This window comes from Shigella dysenteriae (genome assembly GCF_022354085.1).
GTDB lineage: Bacteria > Pseudomonadota > Gammaproteobacteria > Enterobacterales > Enterobacteriaceae > Escherichia > Escherichia coli.
The window spans coordinates 1,705,086-1,717,013 of the sequence record NZ_CP055055.1; the positions used below are offsets into that span (position 1 = coordinate 1,705,086).

10 protein-coding genes and 1 tRNA gene are annotated in these 11,928 nt (G+C 51.7%); 5 read left to right on the plus strand and 6 right to left on the minus strand.

Going from position 1 to position 11,928, the window contains the following annotated elements:
• The first annotated feature begins 89 nt into the window (after positions 1–89).
• The gene (macA, locus tag HUZ68_RS08160; RefSeq protein WP_000746460.1) at positions 90–1,205 is read left to right on the plus strand and encodes a macrolide transporter subunit MacA; all 1,116 of its coding nucleotides are present in this window, start codon (positions 90–92) and stop codon (positions 1,203–1,205) included.
• Positions 1,202–3,148: a macrolide ABC transporter ATP-binding protein/permease MacB gene (gene macB / locus HUZ68_RS08165; RefSeq protein WP_000188180.1), complete on the plus strand. Its 1,947-nt coding sequence runs from the start codon at positions 1,202–1,204 to the stop codon at positions 3,146–3,148. Before macA ends, macB begins: the two co-directional genes overlap by 4 nt.
• Positions 3,149–3,220: 72 nt before the next feature.
• Here macB and cspD read toward each other — a convergent pair whose 3' ends face one another.
• Positions 3,221–3,445 (minus strand): cold shock-like protein CspD, encoded by a 225-nt coding sequence (cspD, locus tag HUZ68_RS08170; RefSeq protein WP_000410785.1) that lies wholly within the window; start codon positions 3,443–3,445, stop codon positions 3,221–3,223.
• Positions 3,446–3,594: 149 nt separating this feature from the next.
• On the opposite strand from cspD, the gene yljB reads away from it, so the two are divergent.
• The 3 genes from yljB to clpA all read left to right on the plus strand — a co-directional run bounded on the left by yljB (position 3,595) and on the right by clpA (position 6,395).
• A complete protein-coding gene (yljB, locus tag HUZ68_RS08175; protein ID WP_001406719.1) occupies positions 3,595–3,669 on the plus strand; it encodes a protein YljB in 75 nt (24 codons plus the stop codon).
• Positions 3,670–3,767: 98 nt separating this feature from the next.
• Positions 3,768–4,088 (plus strand): ATP-dependent Clp protease adapter ClpS, encoded by a 321-nt coding sequence (gene clpS / locus HUZ68_RS08180; protein WP_000520781.1) that lies wholly within the window; start codon positions 3,768–3,770, stop codon positions 4,086–4,088.
• Between the two features lie 30 nt (positions 4,089–4,118).
• Positions 4,119–6,395, plus strand: coding sequence for an ATP-dependent Clp protease ATP-binding subunit ClpA (clpA, locus tag HUZ68_RS08185; RefSeq protein ID WP_000934041.1), 2,277 nt, complete (start codon positions 4,119–4,121; stop codon positions 6,393–6,395).
• A gap of 403 nt (positions 6,396–6,798) precedes the next feature.
• Here clpA and HUZ68_RS08190 read toward each other — a convergent pair.
• From HUZ68_RS08190 to cydD, 5 genes are all read right to left on the minus strand, one after another.
• A tRNA-Ser gene (locus HUZ68_RS08190) sits at positions 6,799–6,886 on the minus strand.
• A gap of 253 nt (positions 6,887–7,139) precedes the next feature.
• Positions 7,140–7,358, minus strand: coding sequence for a translation initiation factor IF-1 (gene infA, locus HUZ68_RS08195; RefSeq protein WP_001040187.1), 219 nt, complete (start codon positions 7,356–7,358; stop codon positions 7,140–7,142).
• Positions 7,359–7,642: 284 nt separating this feature from the next.
• Entirely contained in the window at positions 7,643–8,347 is a 705-nt protein-coding gene (gene aat, locus HUZ68_RS08200; protein WP_044866870.1) for a leucyl/phenylalanyl-tRNA--protein transferase, read from the minus strand.
• Between the two features lie 41 nt (positions 8,348–8,388).
• Entirely contained in the window at positions 8,389–10,110 is a 1,722-nt protein-coding gene (cydC, locus tag HUZ68_RS08205) for a heme ABC transporter ATP-binding protein/permease CydC (RefSeq protein ID WP_201481242.1), read from the minus strand.
• Complete coding sequence (gene cydD, locus HUZ68_RS08210) at positions 10,111–11,877, minus strand: heme ABC transporter permease/ATP-binding protein CydD (protein WP_001043577.1); 1,767 nt, start codon at positions 11,875–11,877, stop codon at positions 10,111–10,113.
• Positions 11,878–11,928 lie beyond the last annotated feature (51 nt).

The following is an 11,928-nucleotide window of genomic DNA, read 5'->3' on the forward strand; positions in this document are numbered from 1 at the left end:
GTGTGATTACTAACGTAAATTTTAGGGTTTTGTTGATATTTCGTTGAAGTTAATGACCCGGATTGGCATATGGAGTATTCAGAATATTTATGAAAAAGCGGAAAACCGTGAAGAAGCGTTACGTTATTGCGCTGGTGATAGTCATCGCCGGACTGATTACGTTATGGAGAATTCTTAACGCACCCGTGCCGACTTATCAGACACTGATTGTGCGCCCCGGTGATTTACAGCAAAGCGTGCTGGCGACCGGAAAGCTGGACGCGCTGCGTAAGGTTGACGTGGGCGCGCAGGTCAGCGGTCAGTTGAAAACGCTGTCGGTGGCGATTGGCGATAAAGTAAAAAAAGACCAGCTTTTAGGGGTTATTGATCCTGAACAGGCTGAAAACCAGATCAAGGAGGTCGAAGCAACGCTGATGGAGCTACGCGCGCAGCGGCAGCAGGCGGAAGCGGAGCTGAAACTGGCGCGGGTGACGTATTCCCGTCAGCAACGTCTGGCACAAACGCAGGCGGTTTCACAGCAGGATCTCGACACCGCCGCGACGGAGATGGCTGTGAAACAGGCGCAAATTGGCACCATTGACGCGCAAATCAAGCGCAATCAGGCTTCTCTCGATACGGCTAAAACCAATCTCGATTACACTCGCATCGTTGCCCCGATGGCCGGGGAAGTCACGCAAATCACCACTCTGCAAGGCCAGACGGTGATTGCCGCACAACAAGCACCGAACATTCTGACGCTGGCAGATATGAGCACCATGCTGGTAAAAGCGCAGGTTTCTGAAGCGGATGTAATCCACCTGAAGCCGGGGCAAAAAGCCTGGTTTACGGTACTTGGCGATCCACTGACGCGCTACGAGGGGCAAATCAAGGATGTACTACCGACGCCGGAAAAGGTTAACGACGCTATTTTCTATTACGCCCGTTTTGAAGTCCCCAACCCCAATGGTTTGCTGCGGCTGGATATGACTGCGCAAGTGCATATTCAGCTCACCGATGTGAAAAATGTGCTGACGATCCCTCTGTCGGCGTTAGGCGATCCGGTTGGCGATAATCGTTATAAAGTCAAATTGTTGCGTAATGGTGAAACACGCGAGCGTGAAGTGACGATTGGCGCACGTAACGATACCGATGTTGAGATTGTCAAAGGGCTGGAAGCGGGCGATGAAGTGGTGATTGGTGAGGCCAAACCAGGAGCTGCACAATGACGCCTTTGCTCGAATTAAAGGATATTCGTCGCAGCTATCCTGCCGGTGATGAGCAGGTTGAGGTGCTGAAGGGCATCACCCTCGATATTTATGCCGGTGAGATGGTAGCGATTGTTGGCGCTTCGGGTTCCGGTAAATCGACCCTGATGAATATTCTCGGCTGTCTGGATAAGGCCACCAGCGGCACCTATCGCGTCGCCGGTCAGGATGTTGCCACACTGGACGCCGATGCGCTGGCGCAACTGCGCCGCGAGCATTTCGGCTTTATTTTCCAGCGTTACCATTTGCTTTCGCATTTAACCGCCGAGCAGAACGTTGAAGTACCCGCCGTCTATGCTGGTCTTGAGCGGAAACAGCGGCTGCTTCGCGCCCAGGAGTTGCTGCAACGGCTGGGGCTGGAAGACCGTACAGAGTATTATCCGGCACAGCTTTCGGGCGGTCAGCAACAGCGCGTCAGCATCGCGCGGGCATTGATGAACGGCGGTCAGGTAATTCTTGCCGATGAACCAACCGGCGCACTGGACAGCCATTCTGGCGAAGAGGTGATGGCGATCCTGCATCAGCTGCGCGATCGCGGACATACGGTGATTATCGTCACCCACGATCCGCAGGTCGCTGCTCAGGCCGAGCGGGTGATCGAAATTCGCGACGGCGAAATTGTGCGCAATCCTCCCGCCATTGAAAAAGTGAATGTTGCTGGCGGGACGGAACCTGTTGTCAACACGGTGTCTGGCTGGCGGCAGTTTGTCAGCGGTTTTAACGAGGCGCTGACGATGGCATGGCGGGCGCTGGCAGCGAATAAAATGCGTACTTTACTGACCATGCTGGGGATTATAATCGGTATTGCGTCGGTGGTTTCCATTGTCGTGGTGGGCGACGCCGCCAAACAAATGGTGTTGGCGGATATTCGTTCTATTGGTACGAATACTATTGATGTCTATCCCGGGAAAGATTTTGGCGATGACGATCCGCAATATCAGCAGGCGCTGAAGTACGATGACTTAATCGCCATCCAAAAACAACCGTGGGTCGCTTCAGCCACACCTGCCGTCTCGCAAAACCTGCGCCTGCGTTACAACAATGTTGATGTTGCTGCCAGTGCCAATGGCGTGAGCGGCGATTATTTTAATGTCTATGGCATGACCTTCAGTGAAGGAAACACCTTTAATCAGGAACAGCTGAACGGTCGTGCGCAGGTCGTGGTTCTCGACAGTAATACTCGCCGCCAGCTTTTCCCCCATAAAGCAGATGTGGTTGGCGAGGTGATTCTGGTCGGCAATATGCCCGCCAGAGTCATTGGTGTGGCGGAAGAAAAACAGTCGATGTTTGGTAGCAGTAAAGTGCTGCGTGTCTGGCTACCTTACAGCACGATGTCCGGGCGAGTTATGGGCCAGTCGTGGCTGAACTCCATTACTGTCAGGGTGAAAGAAGGATTTGACAGCGCCGAGGCGGAACAGCAACTCACGCGTTTACTTTCACTGCGCCACGGTAAGAAGGATTTCTTTACCTGGAACATGGACGGCGTCTTGAAAACCGTTGAAAAGACCACACGTACTTTACAACTGTTTCTGACGCTGGTGGCGGTGATTTCGCTGGTGGTGGGCGGTATTGGTGTAATGAATATTATGCTGGTGTCAGTGACCGAGCGGACGCGGGAAATTGGCATTCGCATGGCTGTAGGTGCGCGAGCAAGCGATGTTTTGCAACAGTTCCTGATCGAAGCCGTACTGGTTTGCCTGGTCGGTGGCGCGTTGGGAATAACACTGTCACTGTTAATTGCTTTCACCTTGCAGCTTTTCTTACCCGGCTGGGAGATTGGTTTTTCACCGTTGGCGCTGCTGCTGGCGTTTCTCTGCTCGACGGTCACCGGGATTTTATTTGGCTGGTTACCCGCACGAAATGCGGCACGACTGGATCCAGTAGATGCTCTGGCACGAGAGTAATTTTTGAGATAAAAATGCCAGCCGATCGGGCTGGCATTTTGCCTTTAGGATGTACACAATGAGACAGAAGAGCTATGCGACTGCCGCTTCTACTTCGACGGGCACAATAACACTGGCGTGATTGCCTTTTGGCCCCTGGTGGACATCAAACTGAACGGATTGTCCAGCTTTTAGCGTTCTGTAACCATCCATCTGAATGGTGGAATAATGAGCGAAAATATCTTCGCCGCCGCCTTCAGGGCAGATGAAACCAAACCCTTTGGCATTGTTGAACCACTTAACAGTACCCTTTTCCATGCTTCGACATCCTTCGCAAATCTTATACAAGTAAGATGGAATAAACCGGGGTCAGAGAGGGGGCTGTTCAAAACCTCGCCAACTCTAGAAATACAATTTAGAGAATTAGGGCGAGCCGTCAAGCATTTGACAGGGGCCAGGGGGCAGGTATGAATCAAAAATTTGAAGCAGTTAACGCTATTGACAGGAATGTGACAGATGTCGCTGATGCCAACGATAGATGATAGTTATCTATCATGTGGAGTAGATTGGTCAGGCAAATAAGCTCTTGTCAGCGGCAGGGCGTTCTGCCGATAACCGTAACCGAAGATGATAACTGACAATGGGTAAAACGAACGACTGGCTGGACTTTGATCAACTGGCGGAAGAAAAAGTTCGCGACGCGCTAAAACCGCCATCTATGTATAAAGTGATATTAGTCAATGATGATTACACTCCGATGGAGTTTGTTATTGACGTGTTACAAAAATTCTTTTCTTATGATGTAGAACGTGCAACGCAATTGATGCTCGCTGTTCACTACCAGGGGAAGGCCATTTGCGGAGTCTTTACCGCCGAGGTTGCAGAAACCAAAGTGGCGATGGTGAACAAGTACGCGAGGGAGAATGAGCATCCATTGCTGTGTACGCTAGAAAAAGCCTGAATGCAGGCATAAAAATTGGGGGAGGTGCCTATGCTCAATCAAGAACTGGAACTCAGTTTAAATATGGCTTTCGCCAGAGCGCGCGAGCACCGTCATGAGTTTATGACCGTCGAGCACTTGTTACTGGCGCTGCTCAGTAACCCATCTGCCCGGGAGGCGCTGGAAGCGTGTTCTGTGGATTTGGTTGCGCTCCGTCAGGAACTGGAAGCCTTTATTGAACAAACCACACCCGTTCTGCCTGCCAGTGAAGAGGAGCGCGACACACAGCCGACGCTGAGTTTTCAGCGTGTACTGCAACGTGCGGTCTTCCATGTCCAGTCCTCCGGTCGCAATGAGGTTACCGGTGCAAACGTTCTGGTCGCTATCTTTAGCGAACAGGAGTCGCAGGCGGCATATCTGTTGCGTAAACATGAAGTCAGCCGTCTCGATGTGGTGAACTTTATCTCTCATGGCACGCGTAAAGACGAGCCGACACAGTCTTCTGATCCTGGCAGCCAGCCAAACAGCGAAGAACAAGCTGGTGGGGAGGAACGTATGGAGAATTTCACGACGAACCTGAATCAGCTTGCGCGCGTGGGCGGAATCGACCCACTGATTGGTCGTGAGAAGGAGCTGGAGCGTGCTATTCAGGTTCTCTGCCGTCGCCGTAAAAACAACCCGCTGCTAGTGGGGGAATCTGGTGTCGGTAAAACCGCGATTGCAGAAGGTCTTGCCTGGCGAATTGTTCAGGGCGATGTGCCGGAAGTGATGGCTGACTGTACGATTTACTCTCTCGATATCGGTTCTCTGTTAGCGGGCACAAAATATCGCGGCGACTTTGAAAAACGTTTTAAAGCGTTGCTCAAGCAGCTGGAGCAGGACACTAACAGCATCCTGTTTATTGATGAGATCCACACCATTATCGGTGCGGGTGCAGCGTCTGGTGGTCAGGTCGATGCGGCTAACCTAATCAAACCGTTGCTCTCCAGCGGTAAAATTCGCGTAATTGGTTCGACAACCTATCAGGAGTTCAGCAACATTTTCGAGAAAGACCGTGCTCTGGCGCGTCGCTTCCAGAAAATTGATATTACTGAACCGTCGATCGAAGAAACTGTTCAAATCATCAATGGCCTGAAACCGAAGTATGAAGCGCACCACGACGTGCGTTATACCGCAAAAGCGGTGCGTGCGGCGGTAGAGCTGGCGGTGAAATACATTAACGATCGTCATCTGCCGGATAAAGCGATTGATGTTATCGACGAAGCGGGCGCTCGCGCACGCCTGATGCCGGTAAGCAAACGCAAGAAAACCGTTAATGTGGCGGATATTGAGTCCGTGGTGGCCCGTATTGCACGCATTCCAGAGAAGAGTGTTTCTCAGAGTGACCGCGATACCCTGAAAAACCTCGGCGATCGCCTGAAAATGCTGGTCTTCGGTCAGGATAAAGCCATTGAGGCGCTGACTGAAGCCATTAAGATGGCGCGTGCAGGTTTAGGTCACGAACATAAACCGGTCGGTTCGTTCCTGTTTGCCGGCCCTACCGGGGTCGGGAAAACAGAGGTGACGGTACAGCTTTCGAAAGCTTTGGGCATTGAGCTTCTGCGCTTTGATATGTCCGAGTATATGGAACGCCATACCGTCAGCCGTCTGATTGGTGCGCCTCCGGGATACGTTGGTTTTGATCAGGGCGGTTTGCTGACTGATGCGGTCATCAAGCATCCACATGCGGTGCTGCTGCTGGACGAAATCGAGAAAGCGCATCCGGACGTGTTCAATATTCTGTTGCAGGTGATGGACAACGGTACGCTGACCGATAACAACGGACGCAAAGCGGACTTCCGTAACGTGGTACTGGTGATGACCACTAACGCCGGGGTACGGGAAACTGAGCGCAAATCCATTGGTCTTATCCACCAGGATAACAGCACCGATGCGATGGAAGAGATCAAGAAGATCTTTACACCGGAATTCCGTAACCGTCTCGACAACATTATCTGGTTCGATCATCTGTCAACTGACGTGATCCATCAGGTGGTGGATAAATTCATCGTCGAGTTGCAGGTTCAGCTGGATCAGAAAGGTGTTTCTCTGGAAGTGAGCCAGGAAGCGCGTAACTGGCTGGCCGAGAAAGGTTACGACCGGGCAATGGGCGCTCGTCCGATGGCGCGTGTCATCCAGGACAACCTGAAAAAACCGCTTGCCAACGAACTGCTGTTTGGTTCGCTGGTGGACGGCGGTCAGGTCACCGTCGCGCTGGATAAAGAGAAAAATGAGCTGACTTACGGATTTCAGAGTGCACAAAAGCACAAGGCGGAAGCAGCTCATTAATCTGATTGTCAGGTAGGTTGGTGAAGTCCGTAATCTCGAAAGAGGTTACGGACTTTTTATTTATGGGGTGGAGGAGGTTCAGACCCTTTTTTTGATGATGATGGTTAGTTGTTGATAATTAGTGCTGCTGGAAGGTAAGGATAAAAAAGGGTGCTGCAGGAGAATGGGATGGTTTTGCTTTATTAACAACGGGCTAAACGTGTAGTATTTGAATTCACTGCCGTACAGGCAGCTTAGAAAGCTGTATTCGGCAAATGAAGTGGATGTTGATGGTTCACTGCCGTACAGGCAGCTTAGAAATTCACAGGTAACATACTCCACCCGCCCACCATGTTCACTGCCGTACAGACAGATAAAATGCGAAAAAAAAGCTCGCACTTTCGTACGAGCTCTTCTTTAAATATGGCGGTGAGGGGGGGATTCGAACCCCCGATACGTTGCCGTATACACACTTTCCAGGCGTGCTCCTTCAGCCACTCGGACACCTCACCAAATTGTATTGCTGCCAAACCTCATGGGTGGCAACGGGGCGCTACTATAGGGAGTTGGAGTAAAACGGTCAAGAAGAATTTTAATGATAATTATTGTTTGCTCATACTGTAAACAAGTTGTGCAGTATATCTACATCGAGACAAGTTATGGACTTATACTTCCAAAGTACTTCATACATATCACAAAATAAAAAGGCCGGTTAAACCGACCTTTTACTCGTTCTTTCTCTTCGCCCATCAGGCGGTAAAACAATCAGCGACTACGGAAGACAATGCGGCCTTTGCTCAGGTCGTACGGGGTCAGTTCAACAGTCACTTTGTCGCCCGTCAGGATGCGGATGTAGTTTTTGCGCATTTTACCGGAGATGTGTGCAGTAACCACGTGACCGTTTTCTAACTCTACGCGGAACATGGTATTAGGCAACGTTTCAAGAACGGTACCTTGCATTTCAATATTGTCTTCTTTGGCCATCTAATCCTCTGGGGTATCACTACCGTAATTTGAACCGGCAAGATAATGCCGAAGTTCTGTAAATAAGTAAAGATTTGCGCGCTAAATCGCAACAAACAGGTTCGGCACATTACTCCGAAAACACACGGCTAAGCCGCACCAAAAGCGCAACGTATAAGGGAGCGGTGAGATAAACGATGGGCGTTACCTGACGCGAAAAATTCCTTATCGGCAGCGGGGTAATGAGCGTAACCAACTCTGCGACCGCAATTATAACACTCTGGGGAGAAATGTGCCGAAAACATTCATTCTTGTGGTGAAAACAAGCATCGTGGTACCCAGAAATTATTCGGCAATCGTCCGAGGCGCATTTGATTGAGATAATTAAGGTAATCCCGGCGGGGAATTTCGCAGGCACCAAGCGATGCTGTGTGATCGTTAAGGACCTGGCAGTCGATAAGCTTACCGCCATGACCGATAAATTCCTCACAGAATACCAGAAGCGCCGTTTTAGACGCATTTTCCATCCGGCTGAACATGGACTCGCCACAAAATAGCGTTCCCTGGGCCACGCCGTACATACCGCCGACAAGCTCATCTTCACGCCAGACTTCAATGGAGTGGGCATGACCGAGTTCGTGAAGGCGATGGTAGGCTTCGACCACGCCACGCGTGATCCAGGTTCCTTCTTCGCGATCGCTGGCACAGCCTTCAATGACCTGACCAAAAGCGTAATTCAGCGTGACACGATAGGGCGAGCGTTTATGAAATCGCTTCATACTACGGCTGATATGCAGTGATTCTGGCCATAGCACCGCGCGGGGATCGGGCGACCACCAGAGGATGGGGTCGCCTGGAGAAAACCACGGAAAAATACCACGCTGGTAAGCCATTAACAGGCGCGCAGGGCTAAGATCGCCCCCAAGTGCCAGCAGGCCGTTAGGCTCACGTAATGCGCCTTCCGGGGAAGGGAAGGCTATTGAATGGCGAGAAAGCTGAACCAGGCGCATGACCGCAAAACTCCACGCAAGTCGGATCGTTCAATAATAGCTTACAAACCCTGCTTGAACTGGTAATAACGCCCCTGTCTGGCAAGCAGTTCTGCGTGAGTACCTTGCTCAATAATTTGCCCGTTGTCCATCACTATTATTTGCTGGAAACGAGAGAGTCCGCGAAGTCGATGGGTGACCATTAACACCGTTTTCTCATGCATCATTTCTGCAAGCAATTCAAGGATCTGACTTTCGGTTGTGGCATCTAAGCCTTCTGTAGGTTCATCCAGCAACACCAGTGGCGCATCATGTAACAGCGCACGGGCGATAGCCAGACGGCGCAGTTCACCACCGGAGAGCTGGCGTCCGCCTTCACCTAACCAACTGTTGAGACCTGCATCCTCGAGCAGCTTCTCCAGACCAACGCGACGCAAGATCTCCGACAGAGCCTCATCACTACTGCCAGGCGAGGCGAGTAACAGATTATCACGCAGCGTGGCGCTAAACAGATGCACTCGCTGAGGAACAACGCTGATGGTCTGTCGTAGAGCCGCTTCATTCAGGCTGGCTATGGGGCTATCGTTAAGCAAAATCTCGCCCTGTTGCGGGTCCCAAGCGCGGGTCAGTAGTTGTAACAATGTTGATTTGCCGCATCCGGTTCGCCCGAGAATCGCAATATGTTCCCCGGCGTTTACCTGAAGAGAAATCCCTTTAAGTGCCTGTTGAGATTGCTCCGGATAAGTGAACTGAACATCCCGTAACGTCAGCGAAACGCGATCGGCAACACGAGTTTGGGTATCAGGGAAGGTGACCTCCGGTTTTTGATCCGTTAAATCAGTGATCCGAACGGCAGAGGCAATGACTTGCCCCAGATGCTGAAATGCACCCGTTACTGGTGTCAGTGCTTCAAACGCGGCTAACGCGCAGAAGACAAACAGGGCAATTAACGCGCCGGGTTGAGCATTGCCGCCAACGCCGCCAGACGCCATCCACAGCATCAGGATCACCGCTAACGCGCCAATGAGCAGCATTATCGCTTGCGACAATGCGGTCAGTTCAGATTGACGGCGTTGCGCTTCCAGCCATTGAATTTCTGTATTCTCTAGTTGCGTGCGATAACGATCGCTGGCACCAAAAATGGTCAGCTCAGCTTGCCCTTGCAGCCAGGCCGTCAGTTGTTGGCGATACTGTCCGCGAAGATGAGTCAGATTTTGCCCGGTGCTTTTTCCCGCACGATAAAACAGCGGTGGCATCAGGAAAAGCGTCAGTAACATAATGCCGCCCAGCGTAAAGGCGAGGGTGAAATCAAGGAAACTTAACCCGATTGTCACCACCATAATCACCACAAAAGCGCCCACCAGCGGCGAGATAACGCGCAGGTAAAGATGATCGAGCGTATCAACATCCGCCACCACGCGGTTGAGCAATTCGCCCTGACGATAGCGCGCCAATCCGGCAGGGGAGAGGGGCAACAATTTGCTGAAGGTGTAAATGCGCAGATGCTGCAACACGCGGAAAGTCGCGTCGTGACTTACCAGACGTTCAAAATAACGCCCGGCAGTACGGGTGATTGCTGCACCACGCACGCCCGCAGCGGGTAGCATATAGTTGAAGCTGTACAGTCCGGCAACCCCCGCAACCGCTGAGGCCGAGAGGAACCAGCCGGAAAGTGTCAACAGACCGATACTGGCGAGCAGCGTCACAATTGCCAGCACAATACCAAGACTTAACATCCATTTATGACGTTTATACAGTGCCAGATAGGGTAGCAAAGCGCGCATTTAAATCTCCTCCTGACGATGGGCCAGTAATGTGGCGAATGGGCCACCAGCCACACTTAATTCCGCGTAACGTCCTTGCTCAATAATCCGGCCATCCTGCATAACCCAAATGACATCCCAGTCAGCAAGATCTTCTAACTGGTGGGTGACCATTAACGTTGTCTGGCGCAGAGAGGCGGCATTCAGCGCCTCCATTACGCGCTGTTCACTGTGAGCATCAAGGCTGGCAGCGGGTTCATCCAACAGTAATAGCGAACAGGGATTTAGTAACGCACGGGCCACCGCCACGCGCTGCGCCTGCCCCACGGAAAGGCGGGCAGCCTGGTCGCCAACAGGCGTATCAACGCCTTGTGGCAGGAGCGGTAGAAACTCGCTGACCCAGGCGTTATCCAGCGCTGCTTGTAATTCTTGTTCGCTGGCATCAGGTCGCGCCAGTAGTACGTTATCCCGCAATGTTGCTGCCGGTAATTGTGGGTTTTGCCCAACCCAGGAGAGATGTTTACGCCATGATTCTGGTGATAAATCACGTAATTCTATCCCGTTGATTCGTAATGATCCCTGATATGAGAGAAAACCAGAAAGCGCGTTCAGCAGTGAGCTTTTACCTGAACCGCTGCGACCAACCAACACTGCACGTTGGCCTGCTGGCAAAGTAAAGTTCAGCGGTCCGGCCAGCGTTTTACCTTCCGGCGACGTGATAAACAGATCCTCGGCCTCAATGGTCAGCGGATCGGTCAATGCTAATTCCGCCTCACCGCGCTGCGGATGGGCGAGCGGGGTTTCCATAAACGTTTTCAGACTGTCAGCTGCACCAACAGCCTGGGCTTTAGCATGATAAAACGTACCGAGATCGCGTAATGGCTGGAAAAACTCTGGCGCAAGGATCAGGGCCAGAAAACCCGCAGCCAGCGTCACGCCAGTATCGTAGTGACCAAAATCCAGCTCGCCGAGATAGGAAAAACCAAAGTAGACCGCCACCAGAGCAATTGACAGCGAGGTAAAAAATTCGAGAATGCCGGAGGATAAAAACGCCAGTCGTAGCACTTCCATTGTCCGTTGGCGGAAATCTTCCGAAGCAGAACGAATACTTTCAATTTCAGCTTCACCACGACCAAAAATACGCAATGTTTCCATGCCGCGCAGGCGATCGAGGAAATGCCCACTTAAGCGAGCAAGAGCGAGAAAGTTACGTCGGTTAGCATCGGCAGCCCCCATCCCAACCAGCGCCATAAACAACGGAATTAACGGTGCAGTGCCCAGCAGAATGAGCGCCGCAGCCCAGTTAGAGGGGAAGATCGCCACCACAATCAGCAACGGCACCGACACTGCCAGCGCCATTTGCGGCAGATAGCGTGCATAGTAATCATGCATATCGTCAATTTGCTCGAGTACCAGCGTCGCCCAGCTCCCCGCAGGTTTACCCTGAATCCACGCTGGCCCTGCTTGTTGCAGACGGTCGAGAACCTGACGGCGGATGGCAAAGCGGATATGCTGCCCGGCGTGATAACCCACCCGTTCGCGTAACCAGACCACCCATGCGCGCAGTACAAAGGTCAGAACCAGTAACGTAAAGGGAAGCAGCAGGGCTTCACGGGGAATATTCTCCATAATCATATGTTGCAGAATTCGCGCCATGAACCAGGCCTGGGCAATGATCAATATGCCGCTTACAAAGCCCAGCAGACGAGAAATATTCAGCCAACGTTGGGAGATGACGCTTTGCTGTTTTAACCAGCGGGTTAACTCTTTTTGACGAGATTTATTCATTGCACGCTTAGCAGGTGAGTTATCAGAATTATTTGCAGAGCAATGTTACAA